This window comes from Glycomyces amatae (assembly GCF_020991375.1).
GTDB classification, from domain to species: domain Bacteria; phylum Actinomycetota; class Actinomycetes; order Mycobacteriales; family Micromonosporaceae; genus Glycomyces; species Glycomyces amatae.
In genome coordinates, this window is sequence record NZ_JAJLQZ010000002.1 from 96,726 (window position 1) to 117,615 (window position 20,890).

The window sequence follows — 20,890 nt, forward strand, 5'->3', positions numbered from 1 at the left end:
CGCACGCGGCCACACCATCGGAAAGAGGACACCAGCGATGAGACTCGCGCTACTCGGATGCGGCACCGTCGGCAGTGAAGTCGTGCGCCTCATGCGAACGCGCAGGGAGGAGCTGGCGGCCCGGGTCGGCGAGCCGGTCGAGATCGCCGGGATCGCGGTCCGCCGCATCGACCGCGACCGCTCGCACCTGCCGGTGGAGAGGTCCCTGTTCACCACGGACGCGCTCGGCCTGGTCAAGCGCGACGACGTGGACATCGTGGTGGAGGTCGCCGGGGGCATCGAGCCGGCCCGCACCTGGATCACGACCGCCCTCGGCCAGGGCAAGTCGGTCGTCACCGCGAACAAGGCCCTCCTCGCCGAGGACGGCCCGGCCCTGTCGGCCGCCGCGAAGGCCGGCGGCGCCGACCTGTACTACGAGGCCGCCGCGGCCGCGGCGATCCCGCTCATGCGCCCGCTGCGCGAGTCGCTCCACGGCGACACGATCAACCGGGTCCTCGGCATCGTCAACGGCACCACGAACTTCATCTGCACCGCCATGAGCTCGGGCGGCACCTCCTTCGAGGAGGCCCTGGCCGAGGCCACGGAGCTGGGCTACGCCGAGGCCGACCCGACCGCCGACGTCGACAACTTCGACGCCGCCGCGAAGGCCGCGCTCATCGCCTCGCTCGCCTTCCACACGCACGTGGACCTGAAGGACGTCTACCGCGAGCCGCTGCGCGGCGTCTCCGCGGCCGACATCGCCTCCGCCGCGGCCGAGGGCCGCGTCGTCAAGCCGCTGTGCATCGCCACCCGGGAGGCCGACGGCGTGTCCGTGCGCGTCCACCCGGCGATGATCCCCAAGACCCATCCGCTCGCCAACGTCAACGGCGCCTACAACGCCGTGTTCGTCGAGGCCGAGTCCGCCGGCCGCCTCATGTTCTACGGAGCGGGAGCCGGCGGGACCGAGACCGCCTCGGCCGTGCTCGGCGATATCGTGGCCGTGGCGCGCAACAAGCGCGGCGGGATCACCGCCTTCCCGCCCGAGGCCGCCTACTCGGACCTGCCGGTGAAACCCATCGGCGAGGCCCGCACCCGCTACCACGTCAGCCTCGACGTCGTCGACGAGCCCGGCGTGCTCGCCCGCGTGGCGGCCACCTTCGCCCACCACGGCGTCAGCCTCGCCACCGTCCACCAGTCCGGGCGGGGCGACGACGCCCAGCTCGTGGTCGTCACGCACACGGCCGCCGACAAGCAGTTGTCGGACACCGTAGAGGAACTGTCGCAGCTGACCTCGGTGCACCAAGTCACCAGCGTCATGCGCGTCGAAGGAGAATAAGGGCGACATGTCCAACTCTGCACAAGGCGCATCCGCGATGCGCCCGGGGTGGCGCGGCCTCATCGAGGAATTCCGCGACCGGCTCCCGGTCACCGACGCCACCCCCGTGGTCACGCTCCAGGAGGGCGGCACGCCGCTCCTGCCCGCGCCCGTCCTGTCCGCCAGGACCGGCTGCGACGTGTACCTCAAGGTCGAGGGGCTCAACCCGACCGGCTCGTTCAAGGACCGCGGCATGACGCTCGCGGTCTCCAAGGCCGTCGAGGACGGCTCGAAGGCCGTCATCTGCGCCTCGACCGGCAACACCTCCGCCTCGGCCGCCGCCTACGCGGCCCGGGCCGGGATCACCTGCGCGGTGCTCGTGCCGGCCGGGAAGATCGCCCTCGGCAAGCTCGCCCAGGCGCTCGTCCACGGCGCGAAGCTCATCCAGCTCGAGGGCAACTTCGACGACTGCCTGATGGTCGCCGACAAGCTCTCCCAGGACTACCCGGTCGCGCTGGTCAACTCGATCAACCCGGTCCGGCTCCAGGGCCAGAAGACCGCCGCGTTCGAGATCGTGCAGGTCCTCGGCGACGCCCCCGACCTGCACGTCCTGCCCGTCGGCAACGCGGGGAACATCAGCGCCTACTGGATGGGCTACACCGAGGACGCCGAGGAGGGCAACGCGACCAGGCGCCCCCGGATGCTCGGCGTCCAGGCCGCCGGGGCCGCCCCGATCGTGAACGGCCACGTCGTGGAGCACCCGCAGACCATCGCCACCGCGATCCGCATCGGCAACCCGGCCTCCTGGACCAAGGCGCTCGACGCCCGGAAGGAGTCGAACGGCGACATCATCGCCGCCACCGACCGCGAGATCCACGCCGCCTACATGCTGCTGGCCCGGTCCGAAGGCGTGTTCGTCGAGCTCGCCTCGGCCGCGTCGGTCGCGGGCCTGCTCAAGCAGACCGAGGCCGGTCTGGTCGAAAGAGGACAGACGATCGTCTGCACCGTCACCGGCAACGGGCTCAAGGACCCCGACTGGGCCGTCTCCACAGCCCCGCAGCCGCAGACCGTCCCCGTGGACGTGGTGAAGACCGCCACGGCCCTGGGCTTGTGACGTGATCGCCTTTCCCACCGGGCCGCGCGCCACCGTCCGCGTCCCGGCCACCTCCGCGAACCTCGGCCCCGGCTTCGACTCGCTGGGCCTGGCCCTCGACCTGTGCGACGAGGTCACCGCCGCCGCCACCAGCGGCACCGCCGTCACCGTCGAGGTCCAAGGCGAAGGCGAGGGCGCCGTCCCGCTCGACGAGCGCCACCTCGTCGCCGCCACGATGCTGCGCACCTTCAAGCACCTGGGCCTGGCGGCTCCGGGCCTGAAGATCAAGTGCCGCAACCGCATCCCGCACGCCCGCGGACTCGGTTCCTCCTCCGCGGCGATCGTGTCCGGGATCATGCTGGCCGACGCGCTCGCCGGAGCGGGGCTCACCCGCGGCGAGAAGCTCGCGCTCGCGAGCGAGATCGAGGGCCACCCCGACAACGTGGCCCCGTGCCTGCTCGGCGGCTTCACCATCGCCTACTCCACTGAGGACGGCGCGAAGGCGGTCAGCCTGGACCCCTCGCCCCGCATCCACCCGTGGGTGTTCGTGCCCCAGGTCAAGGGCCTGACGGCGGCCGCCCGCGCGGCCCTGCCCGAGAAGGTCCCGCACGCCGATGCCGTCTTCAACCTGTCGCGCGCCGCGCTCCTGGTGGCCGCGGTCTCGCGCCAGCCCGCGCGGCTCTTCGAGGCCACCGACGACCGCCTCCACCAGTCGTACCGCGCCCGGGGAATGCCCGAGAGCGCGCAGCTGTTGAAAGAACTGCGTTCCGCCGGGGTCGCCGCGGCGATCTCGGGGGCGGGACCGACCGTGCTGGCGCTGACCGTCGACGACCGCGGCGTCCCCGAGGCCCCTGCGGGCTTCGCGGCGATGCGACTGGACGTCGCGGACGGGGCCGCTCAGGTCGCGACCTCCCCGAACGAGTGATCCTCGGGTCCGTTGTTGTCACTGGGAAGAGTGCGCTACTATTCCAACTAGACGACCACCCGGTGTCGTGACTGCTCGAAGCCTTGCTTATGCTTGTAGTCACAACAGCTGCGGCGCATCCAGCGCACGCCTGATCTCTTGTTTGGGTCATCACCCTCAACCATGGATTTGTGACTTTGCGTAGCTCCAGCGTGACTTGGCACAGTTTCGACGAAGGAACGGCCTCTGTCCGCATTCAGCCCCGAGTTCCAGGCTCGGAGCGGATCGCAATGGAGTGGACCGCAACCAGCGAGGATCGTCTTCAGCGGGAATCGGGACCACGTGTCCCACCGTGCACCGTCATTCATCGCGAGCTGGTCGGTCGCAGGCCCAGAGGCGTCACTTCCATCAGGACGGTCTGCTCAGCGGACGGCCCAGGGGTGTTGCATCCGAGTGTCAACCGTCGCCTCCCATCCGCAAAGGCCAGGCAGGCCCGTGGGCGACGACGGCGGGACGCAGACCAGAACATCGGCATTGCGGCTATTTGAAAGACGCGGAACCTCCTCGAATTCGCTTCGAAGTTCCGCCAGGGAAGGAATCCATTGAGCGACACCACCGGCACGACGTCGGACCGGATGAGCGATGCGGCGTCGGCTTCGGGAGAACTCCCGGAGGCCAAGAAGCGCCGTCGGGCAGGAACCGGTCTGGCCTCTATGCTGATGCCCGAGCTCCAGCAGATGGCCCAATCGCTCGGCATCACCGGCGTTGGCCGGATGCGCAAGAGCGAGCTGATCGCCGCCATCCAGGAGCGGCAGGACACGGGCTCGCAGCCCGGCGGTGCCAGCGCAGAACGGGAGGCCCCGCCAGTGCCTGACTCTGACAACACATCGACCGCCGAGGAATCGCCGGCCACTGTCGACACCGCGCCGAGCGACAACGGCTCCGCGGGCGCCGAAGCCAAGGGCGGCGCCACCGCCCGCCGGGCGACCCGCCCGGCCGGCCCGCCGCAGCCGCGCCGCCAGCAGCGCCAGTCCGAGAACCGCGAGCCGGCCGAGGCCGACGAGCGCCGGACCGAGCCCGCCGAGGCCCCCGCCGCCGAGTCCGATGAGGACCGTCCGCAGCGCCGCCGCCGCACCCGCGACAACGGGCGTGACGGCGGACGCGAAGGCGGCCGCGAGCACAACCGCCGCGACGAGCAGCCCGAGGGCCGGACCGAGTCCCGCTCCGAGCGCTCCGAGCGCCGCGACGACGACTACGAGGACCGCGGTCCCCGCGACGGCGACGGCGAGGGGCGCCGCCGCAAGCGCCGCGACCGCTCCGACCGCCGCCGCAGCGGCGGCGGACGCGAGGAGACCGAGCGCGGCAGCGGCGGCGGCGGCGTCCAGAACGACGAGCAGCTCGTCCCCGTGGCCGGCATCCTCGACATCCTCGACAACTACGCGTTCATCCGCACCACCGGCTACCTCGCCGGACCCGACGACGTCTACGTCTCGATGTCGCAGGTCCGCAAGTACCGGCTGCGCCGCGGCGACGCCATCACCGGCGCGGTCAAGCCCGGCCGCGGCGAGGAGCCCGGCGGCGGCAACGGCAAGCAGCAGCGCCGCGAGAAGTACAACCCGCTCGTGCGCCTCGACACCGTCAACGGGATGAACCCCGAGGACGCCAAGAAGCGCGACGAGTTCTACAAGCTCACGCCGCTGTACCCGCAGGAGCGCCTGCGCCTGGAGACCGAGCCGAACGCGCTGACCACGCGCGTCATCGACCTCGTGGCCCCGATCGGCAAGGGCCAGCGCGCCCTCATCGTCTCCCCGCCCAAGGCCGGCAAGACGATGGTGCTCCAGGCGATCGCCAACGCGATCACCACGAACAACCCCGAGTGCCACCTCATGGTGGTCCTCGCGGACGAGCGGCCCGAAGAGGTCACCGACATGCAGCGCTCGGTCAAGGGCGAGGTCATCGCCTCGACCTTCGACCGCCCGCCGTCGGACCACACCACCGTCGCCGAACTCGCGATCGAGCGCGCCAAGCGCCTCGTCGAGCTCGGCCACGACGTGGTCGTGCTGCTCGACTCGATCACCCGGCTGGGCCGCGCGTACAACAACTCGTCGCCCGCCTCGGGCCGCATTCTGTCGGGCGGCATCGACTCCACCGCGCTCTACCCGCCGAAGCGCTTCCTGGGCGCGGCGCGGAACATCGAGCACGGCGGGTCGCTGACCATCATCGGCACCGCGCTGGTCGAGACCGGCTCCATGGGCGACACGGTGATCTTCGAGGAGTTCAAGGGCACCGGCAACGCCGAGCTCAAGCTCGACCGCAAGATCGCCGAGAAGCGCACCTGGCCCGCGATCGACGTCCACCAGTCGAGCACCCGCAAGGACGAGCTCATGATGAGCCCCGAGGAGCAGGCGGTCATGCTCAAGCTCCGCCGGGTCCTGTCCTCGCTGGAGCCGCAGCAGGCCATCGACCTGCTCATCGACCGGTTGAAGAAGACGCAGACCAACGCCGAGTTCCTGATGTCCATCGTCAAGAGCACGCCCGGCGAGTAAGGCGGCGGGCCGCGAGGCCGCTCCGGTTGAGAGCGGCCTCACGGCTTACCATTGAGTGCTGGTGCGCAGGTCGCGCACCCAACCAGAGAGCCCGTGAGGGCCCGGACCGGTACCGGTTCACGGCTGCCCCGGCAGCCGACCCGGCGACCGAACAGAAAGGGAAGTCATGAAAGACGGGATCCACCCTGAGTACGTCGTCACCGAGGTGACCTGTTCCTGCGGGAACGCCTTCACCACTCGTTCGACGGTGGCCAGCGGCAAGATCCAGGCTGCGACCTGCAACAAGTGCCACCCGTTCTACACCGGCAAGCAGCGCATCCTCGACACCGGCGGTCGCGTGGCCAAGTTCAAGGCCCGCTACGCCAAGACCCAGGAGAAGGCCGCCCAGGCCGGTAAGTAGCTGTGCCGCGCAGCGCTCGTGTCGTAGGACACGGGCGCTGCGTTTTTCGTATGCCTTTCCTAAGACCCTGCTTCTTGAGGACATGAGATGACGACCGCTGCCGACAACCGCCTGGAGTCCCTGCTCGCCGAGTACCGCGACCTCGAGGTCCAGATGGGCGACCCCGCCCTGCACGCCGACCAGGCCCAGGCCCGGCGGGTCGGGCGCCGCTACGCCGAGCTGTCCCCGGTCGCCAAGACCGCCGAGGACATCGAGGCCGCCAGGGACGACCTGGAGACCGCCGAGGAGCTCGCCAAGGAGGACGCGGACTTCGCCGAGGAGGCCGACCGCCTGCGCGAGCGCATCCCCGCGCTGGAGGAGAAGCTCGCCGAGCTGCTGGTCCCGCGCGACCCCGACGACTCCAGGGACGTCATCATGGAGATCAAGGCCGGCGCGGGCGGCGAGGAGTCCGGCCTGTTCGCCGGGGACCTCCTGCGCATGTACCTGCGCTACTTCGAGCGCCAGGGCTACGCGGTCGAGACCCTCGAGATGGTGCCCACCGACCTCGGCGGCGTCAAGGACTCCTCGATCGCCGTCCGCACCAAGGGCACCCCCGAGGGCGGCAACGGCGTGTGGTCGCGCATGAAGTTCGAGGGCGGCGTCCACCGCGTGCAGCGCGTCCCCGTGACCGAGTCGCAGGGCCGCGTCCACACCTCCGCGGCCGCGGTCGTCGTCATGCCCGAGGCCGAGGAGGTCGACTTCGAGCTGAACATGAACGACGTCCGCGTCGACGTGTACCGGTCCTCCGGGCCCGGCGGCCAGTCCGTCAACACCACCGACTCCGCGGTGCGCCTCACCCACGTGCCCACCGGCGTCGTCGTCACCTCGCAGAACGAGAAGAGCCAGCTCCAGAACAAGGAGGCCGCGATCAAGGTCCTCCGCGCGCGGCTCCTCGCCAAGCAGCAGGAGGAGGCCGCCGCGGCGGCCGGGGCCGCCCGCCTCTCGCAGGTGCGCACCGCCGACCGCTCCGAGCGCATCCGCACCTACAACTTCCCGCAGAACCGCCTCACCGACCACCGCGTCGGCTTCACCGCCTACAACCTCGACCAGGTCATGGACGGCGCGCTCGACGAGGTCCTCGACGCCCTCGCCGCCGCCGACCGCGCCGAGCGCATGGCCCGCGGGGCCGAGTGAACTGGTCCCGGGCGGTCGCCGCCGCCGCGCGGCGACTCGCGGCGGCGGGCGTCCACTCCCCGCGGAACGACGCCGAACTGCTCGCGGCCCACGTCTCGGGGCTGACGCGCGCCCAGCTGCTCATCGCCGACGGGCCCACCGCGCCGCAGCTCGCCGAGTTCGACGCGCTCGTGGAGCGCCGCTCGACCCGCGAGCCGCTCCAGCACCTGACCGGGTCGGCCGCGTTCCGCTACGGCGAACTCGCGGTCGGACCGGGCGTCTTCGTGCCCCGGCCCGAGACCGAGCTCCTGGTCGACTGGGCCCTGGAGCACCTCCCGGAGGGCGGCACCGTCATCGACGCGTGCTCCGGCTCCGGCGCGATCGCCCACGCCCTCGCCACCGAGCGGCCCGACGCGACCGTGTGGGCCGTCGAGATCGACCCCGACGCGTTCGAATGGCTCGAGTCGAACCTCGAGGGCACCGGCGCGACCCCCGTCAACGCCGACGCGGTCGCCGCCGCCACCCTGAACGAACTCGACGGGCTCGCGGACCTGGTCACCGCCAACCCGCCGTACGTGCCCTTCGAGATCGAGGTCGCGCCCGAGGTCGCCTTCGACCCCTCGGGCGCGGTCTACGCCGCCGAGGCCGGGCTCGCCGTCATCCAGCCGCTCGCCGTCCGCGCCGCCCGCTGGCTCAGGCCCGGCGGCTGGTTCGGGTTCGAGCACGACGACACGCACGGCACCGTGGCCCCCGAGATCCTCCGTGTCAGCGGATTCACCGACGTCGCGGACCACGACGACCTGGCGGGCCGACCGAGGTTCGCGACCGGAAGGCTAGGCTTGCTGCCGTGAGGCTGTTCAATTGCAGGAAGATCAAGGACCGCGCGACCGGGCTGAAGTCCGCCGCCAGGGCCGTCACCGGCGGCCGGCTGGTCGTCATCCCCACCGACACCGTCTACGGCATCGGCTGCGACGCGTTCAACCACGCCGCGGTGAAGGCGCTCCTGGCCGCCAAGGGCCGCGGGCGCGACATGGCCCCGCCGGTGCTCATCGGCTCCAAGCGCGCGCTCGACGGGATCGCCTCCGACGTCCCCGACTCCGCCAAGGAGCTCATCGAGGCGTTCTGGCCCGGGCCGCTCACGGTCGTCGTGCCCTACACCCCGACCCTGACCTGGGACCTCGGTGACACCGACGGCACCGTCGCGGTCCGCATGCCGCTGCACCCGCTGGCGCTCGAACTGCTCAAGGAGACCGGCCCGATGGCCGTGTCCTCGGCGAACAAGCACGGCCAGCCCCCGGCCGAGACCGCCGCCGACGCGAAGGCCCAGCTCGGCTCCGACGTCTCCGTGTACCTGGAGGCCGGGCCCAGCGAGGACAACCTGCCGTCGACGATCGTCGACTGCGTGGCGCACCCGCCGCAGGTCCTGCGTGAAGGCGCCCTGTCCCTGGAGCAGATCCGCAAGATCGTGCCCGACACGCTCGACCGCGACGGCTTCGGCCCCGGCGACCGCCCCGAGGAGCGGGAGCCCGAGGAGGAGACCGCCCAGGAGGCGGGCGCGGAGGCGGAACCGGACGAGGCGGCCCAGGCGTGAGCGCGCCGTTCTCCGTCCTGCACGTGTGCACCGGCAACATCTGCCGGTCGCCGATGTCCGAGCGCATCCTCGACGGGCTCACCGGCGAGGACGTGTTCAACCACGGCGCGGGCGTCTCGGCCTTCCACGAGGGCGAGGACATGCAGTCCGGCTCGGCCGAGCAGCTCCAGGAGCGCGGCTACGACGCCCGGGGCCACCGCGCGCGCCACCTCGTCCGCGCGCACGCCGAGTCCTCGGACTTGATCCTGGTCGCCACGACCGGGCACCTGGAGTACCTCGCCGAGCGCTTCCCCGAGGCGGCCGCCAAGACCTTCCTGGTGCGCTCGTTCGGGCTGCTCGCGGCCGACGTCGCGGGGACGCTGCCCGACGGCGGCACCGCCGTCCGCGGCAAGGCCCTCGCGGCCGCCGCCGAGGAGCGCCGCGGCGAGTACGACGAGATCGACCTGGCGGACCCGTGGGGGATGAGCCGGGAGGTCTACGCCCGGATCGCCGGCCAGCTCGAGGACGCGCTCCGGCCCGTCGCCGCGGCCCTCGGAGGCCGCGCATGACGACCGCGAGCGGATTCCTGAAGCCCTGCTCGGCGGTGGCGGGCGCGGCGGCGGTCGTCGCCGCGGTGATCGGCTGGATCGCCGCGGGGGGCACCGGCGCGTGGGCCGCACCGGCAGGAGTAGCCTTGGCCGCCTTGGGCTTCGCCGGATCCGCCGTGGCGGTCATGAAGGCCGAAAAAATTGACATACGTCTCACCCTGCCTATGGCCTTGGTCACGTACGCCATCAAGCTGATGATCGTGTTCATGGTGCTCGCGACGGTTCGGTTCGCCTTCCCCGAGGCCCTGCCCCCCTTCGCCTACGGGATCGCGGGGGGCGCAGTCGCCTGGCTCGCGGCGCAGGTTGTCTGGGCTTACAAGGCGAAAATCCCCTACATCGAGTTGGGCGACCGCTCCTGAGCGCGCATCCCGACCGGGCGCGCCGTGTTTCATTGAGGTTGACAAACGCGCACTGATGGCGCTCATCTCAGCGAACCCGCTGGGCAGTTCCGGTGTAGTAGCTGTTAGAGTTCAGCTCGACATGGCCGACATGGAACCCCCCGATCGCAAGCCCCAATCCGATGGATCGGAGATGGGCTGGCGCGCTCTGGGATATCTGCTTTCCGGAATCATCTTCTGGGGTGGTGCCGGATATCTCGTCGACCTGTGGCTCGGACTGCCCAAAGTCGGGCTCCTGGTAGGGATGCTTGTCGGTGCTGCAGCAGGAATGTACCTGCTGATGAAGCAGATGTCGCCGTAATTTGACCGACACTGACTGAGAGGCGTGGCTCGCGTGACCGACTCAGCCATCGTGCTGGCCGAAGGGGACTCCCACTTCCCGCCCGGTATCCACAGCTTTGACTTTGCCGACTGGTTCTCCGGACTCAGCGGGACCGCCCTCACCCACATGTTCACCACCATCACGTTCGTGGTGTGGCTTTCGGTCGCTATTCTGATCGTCTTCTTCCTGTGGGCCTACCGCAAGCCCCAGATCGTCCCCACCAAGAAGCAGTGGATGGCCGAGTCCGCCTACGGATTCATCCGGAACACCGTCGCCATCGACCTGATGGGCAAGAAGGACGGCGTCAAGTTCGCCCCCTATCTCGCCACGCTGTTCCTGTTCATCCTGATCATGAACCTCTGGGCCATCGTGCCCGGCGTCCAGATCTCCCCGAACTCGCACATCGCCTTCCCCGCGCTCATGGGCGCGCTGTCGTGGGTGATCTACATGGCCGTGGGCTTCAAGAAGCACGGCTTCATCGGGTTCCTGAAGCTCACCTGCGTGCCCCCGGGCGCCCCGTGGTTCATCTACCCGCTGCTCATCCCGATCGAGTTCCTGCAGAACCTCATCCTGCGCCCGATCACCCTCGCCCTGCGGCTCTTCGCCAACATGTTCGCCGGCCACCTCATCCTGCTGGTGTTCATCCTCGGCGGGTTCGAGATGCTCAACTCCTCGAACTTCCTGATCCAGGGCCTCTCGATCTTCTCGTTCGGCATGGGCATCGCCATGACTATGTTCGAGCTCATCGTCATCCTGCTGCAGGCCTACGTGTTCACGCTGCTGACGGGCATGTACATCCAGGGGTCCCTCGCGGACGAGCACTAGGGCTCCCGAGCTTCCACCCCTCAAACCACAGTTTTCGCAATTGAAGAACATCGTGCGCGTGACGGTCACGCCACGCTGACACCTAGGAGAAAAACGCCATGGATGGCAGCCTCAACGTCATCGGTTACGGTCTCGCCGCGATCGGCCCGGGCATCGGTGTCGCCCTGATCTTCGCCGCGTGGATCACCGCCACCGCGCGTCAGCCCGAGTCCGCCGGCATCACCCGTCCGATGCTGTTCATGGGCTTCGCCCTCGTCGAGGTCCTGGCCCTGTTCGGCCTGGTCCTCGCGTTCATCAACTAACCACCTCACGGAGCGAACATGATTCACGCCGCCGAAGGAGGCGCCGGGATCCTCTTCCCCATCTGGCAAGAGATCCTCGTCGGCGCCATCGCCTTCGGTCTGCTCTGCTTCGTGCTCATGAAGTTCGTCTTCCCCATGATGGAGAAGACCTTCGAGGCACGGGTGGACGCGATCGAAGGCGGGATCGAGCGAGCTGAGCGGGCTCAGGAAGAGGCCAACCAGACGCTCGAGGAGTACCGCCGCAAGCTCGCCACCGCCCAGGAAGAGGCGGCGGCGATCCGCGACGAGGCCCGCGCCGACGCGGTGGCCGCGAAGGAGGAGATCCTCGTCTCCGCCCGCGAAGAGGCCAACCGCATCATCGCGGCCGGCCACGCCCAGGTCGAGGCCTCCCGCCAGCAGCTCGTCCGCGAGCTGCGGGGCGAGGTCGGCAACCTGGCCGTGGACCTGGCCGGGAAGATCATCGGCCAGCGCCTCGCCGGGGACGCCGACACGACCGCGACCGTCGACCAGTTCCTGGCGCAGATCGCGGACGACACGGCCGAGACGAGCGGAGCACGCTGATGTCGACGACTGGACGCGAAAGCATCGAGGCCGGCCGTGCCGTGCTGGAGGCGGCCGCCTCCGGCGCCTCGGTCGAGCAGCTCACCGAGTGCGGCGACCAGCTGCTGGGAGTGACGCGGTTCCTCGTCGACCAGCCTCGGCTGCGTCGCGCCCTGTCCGACCCCGCCCGCAAGGCGGACGACCGGGAGGGCCTGCTCCGGCAGCTCCTCGCCGGTCGAGTCGGCGACACCGCCGCCGACGTGGTCGCCGCCCTCGTGCGCGGCCGCTGGGGCGGCCCCGCCGAACTGGTCGACGGCACCGAGCAGCTCGCCGTCGAGGCGCTGCTGCTCGCCGCCGGCAAGGACGGCAGCCTGGCCAACGTCGAGGACGAGCTGTTCCGCTTCGGGCGGCTCATCGACGGCGACGCCGAGCTGGCCGCGGCCCTCGGCGCCTCCGGCACCGACCCCAACGGCCGGGCCGCGCTGGTCGAGCGACTGCTCGACGGCAAGGCCGAGCCGGTGACGGTGGAGCTGGCGGCCGCCGCGTGCTACGGCATCGGCGGGCGCAGCTTCCACGCGTCGCTGGCCCACCTGGTCGAGTCCGCCGCGGCGGCACGCGACGAGGCCGTGGCCTACGTGACCGTGGCGAAGCCGCTCGACGAGGCGGGTGAGCGCCAGCTCGCCGCCAAGCTCACCCTGGTCTACGGCCGCCCGGTGGCGCTCAAGGTCACCGTCGACCCCGCGATCGTCGGGGGCATCCGGGTGCAAGTCGGCTCGGACCTGTGGGACGGCTCCGTCTCGCGCCGCCTCGACGAAGCCCGCCAAGCCTTGGCCGGACGCTGATCCAGCCGGTAGCAACAGAAAGGGAAAAGTTCAGATGGCTGAATTGACCATCTCCTCTGACGAGATCCGCAGTGCGCTCGACGCCTACGTCTCGTCGTACCGGCCGGAGATCACCCGCGAAGAGGTCGGTACCGTCACCAGCGCCGGCGACGGCATCGCCGTCGTCGAGGGCCTGCCCTCCGTCATGGCCAACGAGCTCCTGGAGTTCGAGGGCGGCGTGATGGGCCTGGCCCTGAACCTCGACGTCCGCGAGATCGGCGCCGTCCTCCTGGGCGACCCGACCAAGGTCGGCGAGGGCCAGCCCGTCAAGCGCACCGGCAAGGTCCTCTCCGTGCCGGTCGGCGACAAGTACCTGGGCCGCGTCGTGGACGCCCTGGGCAACCCCATCGACGACCTCGGCGAGATCGAGGCCGAGGGCGAGCGCGAGCTCGAGGCCCAGGCCCCGAACGTCGTCAGCCGCCAGTCGGTGTTCGAGCCGGTCGAGACCGGCATCAAGGCCATCGACTCGATGACCCCGATCGGCCGCGGCCAGCGCCAGCTGATCATCGGCGACCGCAAGACCGGCAAGACGCAGGTCGCGATCGACACGATCATCAACCAGCGCGCGAACTGGGAGTCCGGCGACCCGAACAAGCAGCTGCGCTGCATCTACGTCGCGGTCGGCCAGAAGGGCTCCACCGTCGCGGGCATCAAGGGCATGCTCGAAGAGCACGGCGCGATGGAGTACACCACCATCGTCGCCGCGAACGCCGACGAGCCGGCGGGCCTGAAGTACCTGGCGCCCTACACCGGCTCGGCCATCGGCCAGCACTGGATGTACGGCGGCAAGCACGTCCTCATCGTCTTCGACGACCTGTCGAAGCAGGCCGAGGCCTACCGCACCGTGTCGCTGCTGCTGCGCCGCCCCCCGGGCCGCGAGGCCTTCCCCGGCGACGTCTTCTACCTGCACTCCCGCCTGCTGGAGCGCTGCGCGAAGCTGTCCGACGAGCTGGGCGGCGGCTCGATGACCGGCCTGCCGATCATCGAGACCAAGGCCGGCGACATCTCGCAGTTCATCCCGACCAACGTCATCTCGATCACCGACGGCCAGGTCTTCCTCGAAGAGGGCCTGTTCAACTCGGGCGTGCGCCCGGCGATCAACGTCGGCACCTCCGTCTCCCGTGTCGGCGGCGCCGCCCAGACCAAGGGCATGCGCTCGGTCGCCGGCTCGCTGCGCCTGGACCTGGCCCAGTACCGCGACCTGGAGGCCTTCGCGGCCTTCGCGTCGGACCTGGACGCCGCGTCCCGCGCGCAGCTGGACCGCGGTCTGCGCCTGGTCGAGCTCCTCAAGCAGGGTGTGGCCGAGCCGTACCCGATGGGCGAGGAGACCATCTCGATCTGGGCGGGCACCTCGGGCGAGCTCGACGACGTCCCCGTCGGGGAGGTCCGCCGCTTCGAGGGCGAGTTCCTCACGTACATGCGGGCCAACCACAAGGACGTCGTGGCCCAGCTGAACGCGGGCAAGGACAAGGTGACCGGCGACATCGAGGACACCCTCAAGCGCGCCATCGCCAAGTTCAAGCAGATGTTCAAGGCCACTGCCGACGACCTGAACGTGACCGACGTCGCCGAGGACGCCCTTGAGGGCGACGTCGACGTCGAGACCGTCAAGCGCGTCAAGAGGGGTTAGCCATGTCAGCGCAGCTTCGTACTCTGCGTAAGCGGCTGAAGTCGACCCAGTCCATCAAGAAGATCACCAAGGCGCAGGAGCTGGTCGCCACCAGCCGGATCTCCAAGGCGCAGGAACGGGTCGCGGCCTCGCTGCCGTACGCCCGGGCCATGACCGGCGTGATGACCTCGCTCGCGAGCAACGCGTCGATCAACCACCCGCTGCTCCAGCCGCGGGCGGCCGTGCGCCGGGCGGGCGTGCTCGTGATCACCGCCGACAAGGGGATGTGCGGCGCGTACAACGCGAACGTCATCCGCAACGCCGAGCAGCTGATCTCGCGCCTCGCCGAGGAGGGCAAGGTCCCGGTCCTGTACGTCGCCGGCCGCAAGGGCGTCGACTACTACCGGTTCCGCTCCCGCAAGATCGAGCAGTCGTGGACCGGGTTCTCCCAGCTCCCGAAGGTCTCGGACGCGCAGGAGATCACCCGGACGCTGCTCGCGGCGTTCATGTCCGGCGCCGACGACGAGGGCGACGAGGCGGGTGCCGACGGTATCCTCGGAGTGGACGAGCTGCACATCGTGCACACCAGGTTCGTCTCGCTGCTGACGCAGTCCCCCGAGCCGCGGCAACTGGCCCCCCTCGAGGTCGAGGAGGTGGAGGAGCACGAGCTCGACGAGCACACGCTCCTCCCGGACTACGAGTTCGAGCCGAACCCGGAGGCGCTGCTCGACGCGCTGCTGCCGAAGTACCTGACGACTCGCATCTACGCGTCGCTGATCGACGCCGCGGCCAGCGAGCTGGCGTCGAAGCGTCGGGCGATGAAGGCGGCCTCGGACAATGCCGATGAATTGATCAAGACCCTGCGGCGGAGCGCGAACGCGGCGCGGCAGGCGGCGATCACGCAGGAGATCAGCGAAATCGTGGGCGGGGCGAGTGCCCTTTCCGCCGCAGGAAGAGAGTAACGATGACTGACACTCAAGGAGTGGGGCGCGTCGTACGGGTCATCGGGCCGGTCGTCGACGTCGAGTTCCCGCGCAACGCCATCCCGGCGATCTTCAACGCGCTGCACGTTGACGTGACCTACGGCGGCGACGTCAAGACGCTGACCCTGGAAGTGGCCCAGCACCTGGGCGACAACCAGATCCGCGGCATCTGCATGGCCCCGACCGACGGCCTGGTCCGCGGCGCCGAGGTGCGCGACACCGGCGGCCAGATCAAGGTCCCCGTCGGCGACGGCATCAAGGGCAAGGTCTTCAACGTCCTCGGCGAGTGCCTCAACCTCCCCGAGGGCGAGACGCTCGAGGCCGACGACCACTGGGAGATCCACCGGCACGCGCCGGAGTTCGCGCAGCTGGAGCCGAAGACCGAGATGCTGGAGACCGGCATCAAGGCCATCGACCTGCTCGCCCCGTACGTCAAGGGCGGCAAGATCGGCCTGTTCGGCGGCGCCGGCGTGGGCAAGACGGTGCTCATCCAGGAGATGATCATCCGCGTCGCCCAGAACTTCGGCGGTTCGTCGGTGTTCGCCGGTGTCGGCGAGCGCACCCGCGAGGGCAACGACCTCATCGCGGAGATGGACGAGGCGGGCGTGCTCCCGAAGACCTCGCTGGTCTACGGCCAGATGGACGAGCCGCCGGGGGTGCGCCTCCGCGTCGCCCTGTCGGCCCTGACGATGGCCGAGTACTTCCGCGACGTCAAGAACCAGGAGGTGCTGCTCTTCATCGACAACATCTTCCGGTTCACGCAGGCCGGTTCGGAGACCTCCGCGCTGCTGGGCCGCATGCCCTCGGCCGTGGGCTACCAGCCGACCCTGGCGGACGAGATGGGTGAGCTCCAGGAGCGCATCACCTCGCTGCGCGGCAAGGCCATCACCTCCATGCAGGCCGTGTACGTCCCCGCGGACGACTACACCGACCCGGCGCCGTTCACCGCGTTCACCCACCTGGACGCGACGACGAACCTCGAGCGGAAGATCTCCGACAAGGGCATCTACCCGGCGATCGACCCGCTGGCCTCGAACTCCCGCATCCTGGAGCCCGAGGTCGTCGGTTCGGAGCACTACGCGGTCGCGTCGACGGTGAAGCAGATCCTCCAGAAGTACAACGAACTGCAGGACATCATCGCCATCCTCGGCATGGACGAGCTGTCCGAAGAGGACCGGCTCGTCGTGGGCCGGGCGCGCCGGATCGAGCGCTTCCTGTCGCAGAACACGTTCGCGGCGAAGCAGTTCACCGGCGTCGAGGGCTCGTTCGTCCCCGTCAAGGAGACGGTCGAGGCCTTCAAGAAGATCGCCGAAGGGGAGTACGACCACTTCCCCGAGCAGGCGTTCTTCATGTGCGGCGGTCTCGACGACCTGCACAAGAACGAAGAGGAGCTCCGCAAGAAGGGCTAGCCCTCCGAGCGAAGCACCGAGCGAACGGCCCCGGAACCTCGCGGTTCCGGGGCCGTTCGTCTTCCCCCGGTGATCAGTCGTCGGCGTCGTCGTCGTCATCATCGGACTGGAGCGACGCGGTGGGGACGCCGCCCGCGCAGGCGACCTCGTAGACGAGGCCGTCGTCGTCATCGTCATCGTCACCGCCGCCGGTGAACGCGATCGACGCCAGGGCCGCCGGGCCGGGGTCGACGGTGCCGGTGCTCCAGCCCTGGGCGGGCACCCACCAGGCGAGGCGCACCTGGTCGCCCTCGCAGACGGCCTGGAACGTGCCGCCGTCGCCGCCGAGGACGTGCCCGTCCGCGGCCGCGCTCGGCGTGGCCTCCAGGGGGCCGGTCGGCGTCGCCGCCGCGCTGGGCGACTCGTCCGCAGAAGGGGACGCGGGCGACTCGCTCGCCGAGGCGGTCGACGTCGCGCCGTCGTCGGCATCCGCCAGCGCCGACACGACCTCGTCCTCCGACATCGGCTGCTCCGGGCCCGCGAAGCTCCCGCCCTGCGCCAGCGCCACCGCGCCGATCCCCGCCGTCACCGCGACCGCGGCGGCCGCGGCCCATCCGCTCACTACCCATTTCCTCTGCATGACACCAGCGTGCCCGCGCCGAGGTTAAGACCGCGATAAGACCGCTCTAAGTTCATGCAGGTCACTGCTGCGGGGGTGGATTCGGAGCACTTCGGCCGCATAGCATTCCGGCCATGGCCCAACTCCTGCTGATCGAGGACGACGAGCGCGTCCGCTCCGCCCTGCTGCGGTCCCTGCGCGACCTGAACCACCAGGTCGCCTCCGCGCCCGACGCGATGAGCGGGCTGCGCGCCGCGATCGACCACCGGCCCGACCTGGTGGTGCTCGACCTCGGCCTGCCCGACCTGGACGGGAGCCAGATGCTCAGGATGCTCCGCGGCGTCTCGGACGTGCCGGTGATCGTGGCGACCGCCCGCGACGACGAGGACGAGATCGTCCGCGTCCTCGGCTCGGGCGCCGACGACTACGTGGTGAAGCCCTTCACCGCCAAGCAGCTCGACGCCCGCATCCAGGCGGTCCTGCGCCGCGTCGGCGGCGGCGCGGCGCCGCAGGACGCGACGGTCGCCGTGGGTCCCCTGCGCATCGACCCGCGGGGCCGCTCCGCGCACCTCGACGGCACCGCGCTCGAGCTGAGCCCCAAGGAGTTCGACCTGCTGCACTACCTCGCCGCCCGCGCGGGCGAGGTCGTCGCGAAGCGCCAGCTGCTCACCGACGTGTGGGACCTGCCGTTCGGCGGCGCCGACAAGACCGTGGACGTGCACCTGGCGTGGCTGCGGCGCAAGCTCGGCGAGACCGCGCAGGCCCCGCGCTTCCTGCACACCGTGCGCGGGGTGGGCGTCAAGCTCACGGCACCGCAAGAACCCCGACCGACCGAAGGAGGCACCCGGTGAGGGCCCGCCTGACACTGCTCGTGGCCGCGACCGCGAGCCTGATCCTCCTGGCGTTCGCGATCCCCATGGGGTTCCTGCTGCACAGCAACGCCGCCCAAAGCGCGGTCAATAGCGCCGAGGAGGAGGGCCAGTCGCTCGTGACCACCGTGATCTCCGGCGACCGGGCCGCCACCCAGGCGGCCGTCGAGACCTTCAACGTGAACCGGCCCTACCCGGCGACGGTCTTCTGGCCCGACGGCACGCTCATCGGCGCCGAGGCGCCCCGCTCGAACGCGGTCGAGTACGCCGCCTTGGGCAACTCGTTCTCCGCGAAGGTCGAAGGGGGCCGGGAGATCCTCTTCGCCGTGGGGCTCGCCGAGGGCGTGGCCGTCGTCCGCGTCCACGTCGACGACGACGAGCTCACCGAGGGGGTCGGGCGCTCCTGGGCGCTGATCGCCGTGATCGCGGTGGCGCTCCTCGCGTTCGGGCTCATCGCGGCGTCCCTGTTCGCCGGACGGCTGCTGGTGCCGCTCAACGACCTCGCCGCAGTCTCGCACCGCCTCGCGAACGGCGACCTGGAGGCCCGCGCCGACGCCGCCGGCCCCTCGGAGCTGCGGAACGTCGGAACGGCGCTCAACACGCTCGCCGACCGGATCAAGGACCTCCTCGAGGCCGAGCGCGAGCGCGTCGCCGACCTCTCGCACCGCCTCCGCACCCCGCTGACGGTCCTCAAGCTCGAGACCGAGGCGCTCGGCGACCACGCGCAGCGCGAGCCGGTCGAGCAGGCGGTCGCGGAGGTCGAGCGGGCCGTCAACGCCGCCATCCAGGACGCCCGCAACCCCGCCGAGGCCGGGACGTGCGACGCGGCGGCCGTCGTGGCCGAGCGCGTCGAGTTCTGGTCCGCGCTCGCCGAGGACACCGCCCGCGAGTGCCGGGTGCGGCTCGTCCCCGGCCCGCTGCCGGTGCGGCTCTCGGCGGCCGACCTCGCCGCCGCCATGGACTCCCTGCTCGCCAACGTCTTCGCGCACACGCCCGACGGCACCGCGTTCGAGGTGCGGTTGGCGCCGCGCTACGGGGGCGGGGCCACCGTGGACGTCGCCGACGAGGGCCCGGGCCTGCCGAACCTGGCGGTGTTCAACCGGGGCCGCAGCGAGGGCGGCTCGACCGGACTGGGCCTGGACATCGCGCGGCGCGCCGCCGCCGCCTCGGGCGGCCAGCTGGTGTTCGGCCAGGGCCCGGGCGGCGTCGGCGCGCTCATCAGACTCGAACTGGGTTAGGGAAGCACTCGCGCATCGCGCGCGCCCACGGGTTGCCGCGCGTCCCCGGCGAGAGGGCCGCGACCGCCAGGCAGTACTTCGAGACCGCCACCGGCCGCGCGCCCATCGCCCACAGGAGACGGTCGGCCGCGCCGCCCGGCCGGGCCGACTTGACCTCCACCAGGCACATCGGCCGCGAGGCCACCGAGCCCGCGGCCGAGACGCACCGCAGGTCCTCGTCGCACGTGATGCGCACGCCCGCGGCCGGGTTCACGAGCGTGTGCCGCCGGTAGTCGGTGCGCAGCCGCGCCTCCAGGCCCGCCGGGACGGCCATGCCGTACGCCTCCCACAGGGTCGCCGCCAGGTGCTCGGCGGCCTCCGGGGTGATCCGGGCGGCGTCGGCGGCCGCGTACGGCAGCCGCTCCTTGACCGTGTCCTGCCGCGCCCCCTTCACCTTCACCTCGAACGCGCACTCGCCCGAGTCGGCGTACAGCCGCGTGCGGACCTTGAAGCGCCGCCGGCGGCCCTGCTGGTGTTGCCGGTACGTCAGCAGGTCCGGGGTGTCGAAGTAGACCGACTCGTACGCGAAGCGGCGCCTGCCGCCGATGTCGAGGCACGCCCAGTCGCCCCCGGCCGCCAGGTACCCGCGGAACCGCCGGTACGCCTCGGGCTCGAGCAGGTACTTCGTGTCGACGCGCGTCTGGAGGTCCGCGGCGGCCACCACCTCGTCGAGCCCCATGCCCGCGAACGCCTCCAGGCCGCTCATCGGGTCCTCGCCAGCGGGATGGTGCGCTCGGGCGCGGCGGCCGGCGACGGGAGCGGCTGGAAGCGCACGTCCACGGTCATCGTCTCGCGCACGTAGTCGGTGTCGACCACCTCGAGCTTGCGGACCCTCGCGCCGAGGCGGCGCTCCAGGTCCTCGCGGAGGCGCTCCTCGTCGCGGTGGACGGTGTCGAGCACGACCACGCGGTGCCGCGACCGGTTCGCCAGGCGCGGGTGGTCGGCGACGAACATGGTGAGCACCAGCAGCGCCGACAGCGCGATCATGACCGCCGGCCGCGAGGAGCCGATGCCGTTGATGAGGCCCAGCGCGAGGGCCGTGAAGTAGTAGCCGACGTCCCGCTGCGAGATCTGGTCCGACCGCAGCCGCAGGATCGACAGGACCCCGAAGAGGCCGAACGCCAGCCCCAGGCTCACCTGCTGCGACAGCATGAGCGCCGAGACGGCGAAGACGCCGACGTTCAGCGCGACGTACGCCAGCGCCAGGTCGGTGCGGTGGTGCCGCCGGTAGTAGATCGCGCACGCGAGCACGGTGATCGCGAACAGGTTGATGGGCAGGGCGAGTGCGAGCGCGAGACTCAAGGCGGTTC

The 20,890-nt window shown here is 70.7% G+C and carries 23 protein-coding genes; 20 read left to right on the forward strand and 3 right to left on the reverse strand.

Annotation, left to right across the window (positions count from 1 at the left end; translation table 11 throughout):
- The first annotated feature begins 37 nt into the window (after positions 1–37).
- The 18 genes from LO763_RS03385 to atpD all read left to right on the forward strand — a co-directional run bounded on the left by LO763_RS03385 (position 38) and on the right by atpD (position 16,836).
- Complete coding sequence (locus LO763_RS03385; protein WP_230600542.1) at positions 38–1,315, forward strand: homoserine dehydrogenase; 1,278 nt, start codon at positions 38–40, stop codon at positions 1,313–1,315.
- A 37-nt stretch (positions 1,316–1,352) separates the two neighbouring features.
- Positions 1,353–2,408 (forward strand): threonine synthase, encoded by a 1,056-nt coding sequence (gene thrC, locus LO763_RS03390; protein ID WP_369431913.1) that lies wholly within the window; start codon positions 1,353–1,355, stop codon positions 2,406–2,408.
- Between the two features lies 1 nt (position 2,409).
- Positions 2,410–3,312, forward strand: a complete 903-nt coding sequence (gene thrB, locus LO763_RS03395; RefSeq protein WP_230600544.1) for a homoserine kinase — start codon at positions 2,410–2,412, stop codon at positions 3,310–3,312.
- A gap of 692 nt (positions 3,313–4,004) precedes the next feature.
- Positions 4,005–5,837, forward strand: a complete 1,833-nt coding sequence (gene rho / locus LO763_RS03400; RefSeq protein ID WP_230600545.1) for a transcription termination factor Rho — start codon at positions 4,005–4,007, stop codon at positions 5,835–5,837.
- Between the two features lie 166 nt (positions 5,838–6,003).
- Positions 6,004–6,237 (forward strand): 50S ribosomal protein L31, encoded by a 234-nt coding sequence (gene rpmE, locus LO763_RS03405; protein WP_230600546.1) that lies wholly within the window; start codon positions 6,004–6,006, stop codon positions 6,235–6,237.
- An 87-nt stretch (positions 6,238–6,324) separates the two neighbouring features.
- Positions 6,325–7,410 carry a peptide chain release factor 1 gene (gene prfA / locus LO763_RS03410; RefSeq protein ID WP_230600547.1) on the forward strand — a complete coding sequence of 362 codons (1,086 nt, stop codon included), beginning with the start codon at positions 6,325–6,327 and terminating at the stop codon, positions 7,408–7,410.
- Positions 7,407–8,240 (forward strand): peptide chain release factor N(5)-glutamine methyltransferase, encoded by an 834-nt coding sequence (gene prmC, locus LO763_RS03415; RefSeq protein ID WP_230600548.1) that lies wholly within the window; start codon positions 7,407–7,409, stop codon positions 8,238–8,240. Before prfA ends, prmC begins: the two co-directional genes overlap by 4 nt.
- Positions 8,237–8,980, forward strand: coding sequence for an L-threonylcarbamoyladenylate synthase (locus LO763_RS03420; RefSeq protein ID WP_230600549.1), 744 nt, complete (start codon positions 8,237–8,239; stop codon positions 8,978–8,980). The genes prmC and LO763_RS03420 overlap by 4 nt, the downstream gene beginning before the upstream one ends.
- On the forward strand, positions 8,977–9,528 hold the full coding sequence (locus LO763_RS03425; protein ID WP_230600550.1) for an arsenate reductase/protein-tyrosine-phosphatase family protein: 552 nt from the start codon (positions 8,977–8,979) through the stop codon (positions 9,526–9,528). Before LO763_RS03420 ends, LO763_RS03425 begins: the two co-directional genes overlap by 4 nt.
- Positions 9,525–9,926 carry a Cg1360 family ATP-synthase-associated protein gene (locus tag LO763_RS03430; protein WP_230600551.1) on the forward strand — a complete coding sequence of 134 codons (402 nt, stop codon included), beginning with the start codon at positions 9,525–9,527 and terminating at the stop codon, positions 9,924–9,926. Before LO763_RS03425 ends, LO763_RS03430 begins: the two co-directional genes overlap by 4 nt.
- A gap of 121 nt (positions 9,927–10,047) precedes the next feature.
- Positions 10,048–10,266, forward strand: a complete 219-nt coding sequence (locus tag LO763_RS03435; RefSeq protein WP_230600552.1) for an AtpZ/AtpI family protein — start codon at positions 10,048–10,050, stop codon at positions 10,264–10,266.
- 33 nt (positions 10,267–10,299) lie between these two features.
- Positions 10,300–11,112, forward strand: coding sequence for a F0F1 ATP synthase subunit A (gene atpB / locus LO763_RS03440; RefSeq protein ID WP_230600553.1), 813 nt, complete (start codon positions 10,300–10,302; stop codon positions 11,110–11,112).
- A 98-nt stretch (positions 11,113–11,210) separates the two neighbouring features.
- Positions 11,211–11,414: an ATP synthase subunit C-like protein gene (locus tag LO763_RS03445; protein ID WP_205325210.1), complete on the forward strand. Its 204-nt coding sequence runs from the start codon at positions 11,211–11,213 to the stop codon at positions 11,412–11,414.
- An 18-nt stretch (positions 11,415–11,432) separates the two neighbouring features.
- Positions 11,433–11,975 (forward strand): F0F1 ATP synthase subunit B, encoded by a 543-nt coding sequence (locus LO763_RS03450; protein ID WP_230600554.1) that lies wholly within the window; start codon positions 11,433–11,435, stop codon positions 11,973–11,975.
- On the forward strand, positions 11,975–12,796 hold the full coding sequence (locus LO763_RS03455) for a F0F1 ATP synthase subunit delta (protein ID WP_230600555.1): 822 nt from the start codon (positions 11,975–11,977) through the stop codon (positions 12,794–12,796). The genes LO763_RS03450 and LO763_RS03455 overlap by 1 nt, the downstream gene beginning before the upstream one ends.
- Before the next feature lie 34 nt (positions 12,797–12,830).
- Complete coding sequence (atpA, locus tag LO763_RS03460; protein ID WP_255671649.1) at positions 12,831–14,465, forward strand: F0F1 ATP synthase subunit alpha; 1,635 nt, start codon at positions 12,831–12,833, stop codon at positions 14,463–14,465.
- Positions 14,466–14,467: 2 nt separating this feature from the next.
- Positions 14,468–15,406 carry a F0F1 ATP synthase subunit gamma gene (locus LO763_RS03465; RefSeq protein ID WP_230600556.1) on the forward strand — a complete coding sequence of 313 codons (939 nt, stop codon included), beginning with the start codon at positions 14,468–14,470 and terminating at the stop codon, positions 15,404–15,406.
- Positions 15,407–15,408: 2 nt separating this feature from the next.
- The gene (gene atpD, locus LO763_RS03470; protein ID WP_230600557.1) at positions 15,409–16,836 is read left to right on the forward strand and encodes a F0F1 ATP synthase subunit beta; all 1,428 of its coding nucleotides are present in this window, start codon (positions 15,409–15,411) and stop codon (positions 16,834–16,836) included.
- A gap of 73 nt (positions 16,837–16,909) precedes the next feature.
- Here atpD and LO763_RS03475 read toward each other — a convergent pair whose 3' ends face one another.
- A complete protein-coding gene (locus tag LO763_RS03475) occupies positions 16,910–17,437 on the reverse strand; it encodes a hypothetical protein (protein WP_230600558.1) in 528 nt (175 codons plus the stop codon).
- 131 nt (positions 17,438–17,568) lie between these two features.
- Between LO763_RS03475 and LO763_RS03480 the strand changes: the two genes are divergently transcribed.
- Both LO763_RS03480 and LO763_RS03485 read left to right on the forward strand, forming a co-directional pair.
- Positions 17,569–18,285, forward strand: coding sequence for a response regulator transcription factor (locus tag LO763_RS03480; protein ID WP_230600559.1), 717 nt, complete (start codon positions 17,569–17,571; stop codon positions 18,283–18,285).
- Positions 18,282–19,541 (forward strand): HAMP domain-containing protein, encoded by a 1,260-nt coding sequence (locus LO763_RS03485; RefSeq protein WP_230600560.1) that lies wholly within the window; start codon positions 18,282–18,284, stop codon positions 19,539–19,541. Before LO763_RS03480 ends, LO763_RS03485 begins: the two co-directional genes overlap by 4 nt.
- On the opposite strand, the gene LO763_RS03490 is transcribed toward LO763_RS03485, so the two are convergent.
- On the reverse strand, positions 19,522–20,286 hold the full coding sequence (locus LO763_RS03490) for a polyphosphate polymerase domain-containing protein (protein ID WP_230600561.1): 765 nt from the start codon (positions 20,284–20,286) through the stop codon (positions 19,522–19,524). The genes LO763_RS03485 and LO763_RS03490 overlap by 20 nt on opposite strands.
- Positions 20,283–20,882, reverse strand: coding sequence for a DUF4956 domain-containing protein (locus tag LO763_RS03495; protein WP_230600562.1), 600 nt, complete (start codon positions 20,880–20,882; stop codon positions 20,283–20,285). Before LO763_RS03495 ends, LO763_RS03490 begins: the two co-directional genes overlap by 4 nt.
- Between the last annotated feature and the right edge of the window lie 8 nt (positions 20,883–20,890).

What these genes read in the sequence shown, in the direction of transcription:
- LO763_RS03435 (WP_230600552.1), top strand. Translation starts at nt 10,048, where the DNA reads ATGGCCGACATGGAACCCCCCGATCGCAAGCCCCAATCCGATGGATCG.
- LO763_RS03455 (WP_230600555.1), top strand. Translation starts at nt 11,975, where the DNA reads ATGTCGACGACTGGACGCGAAAGCATCGAGGCCGGCCGTGCCGTGCTG.
- atpD (WP_230600557.1), top strand. Translation starts at nt 15,409, where the DNA reads ATGACTGACACTCAAGGAGTGGGGCGCGTCGTACGGGTCATCGGGCCG.
- LO763_RS03465 (WP_230600556.1), top strand. Translation starts at nt 14,468, where the DNA reads ATGTCAGCGCAGCTTCGTACTCTGCGTAAGCGGCTGAAGTCGACCCAG.
- thrC (WP_369431913.1), top strand. Translation starts at nt 1,353, where the DNA reads ATGCGCCCGGGGTGGCGCGGCCTCATCGAGGAATTCCGCGACCGGCTC.
- rho (WP_230600545.1), top strand. Translation starts at nt 4,005, where the DNA reads ATGCTGATGCCCGAGCTCCAGCAGATGGCCCAATCGCTCGGCATCACC.
- LO763_RS03430 (WP_230600551.1), top strand. Translation starts at nt 9,525, where the DNA reads ATGACGACCGCGAGCGGATTCCTGAAGCCCTGCTCGGCGGTGGCGGGC.
- prfA (WP_230600547.1), top strand. Translation starts at nt 6,325, where the DNA reads ATGACGACCGCTGCCGACAACCGCCTGGAGTCCCTGCTCGCCGAGTAC.
- rpmE (WP_230600546.1), top strand. Translation starts at nt 6,004, where the DNA reads ATGAAAGACGGGATCCACCCTGAGTACGTCGTCACCGAGGTGACCTGT.
- LO763_RS03490 (WP_230600561.1), bottom strand. Translation starts at nt 20,286, where the DNA reads ATGAGCGGCCTGGAGGCGTTCGCGGGCATGGGGCTCGACGAGGTGGTG.
- atpA (WP_255671649.1), top strand. Translation starts at nt 12,831, where the DNA reads ATGGCTGAATTGACCATCTCCTCTGACGAGATCCGCAGTGCGCTCGAC.
- LO763_RS03480 (WP_230600559.1), top strand. Translation starts at nt 17,569, where the DNA reads ATGGCCCAACTCCTGCTGATCGAGGACGACGAGCGCGTCCGCTCCGCC.
- LO763_RS03450 (WP_230600554.1), top strand. Translation starts at nt 11,433, where the DNA reads ATGATTCACGCCGCCGAAGGAGGCGCCGGGATCCTCTTCCCCATCTGG.
- LO763_RS03385 (WP_230600542.1), top strand. Translation starts at nt 38, where the DNA reads ATGAGACTCGCGCTACTCGGATGCGGCACCGTCGGCAGTGAAGTCGTG.
- LO763_RS03445 (WP_205325210.1), top strand. Translation starts at nt 11,211, where the DNA reads ATGGATGGCAGCCTCAACGTCATCGGTTACGGTCTCGCCGCGATCGGC.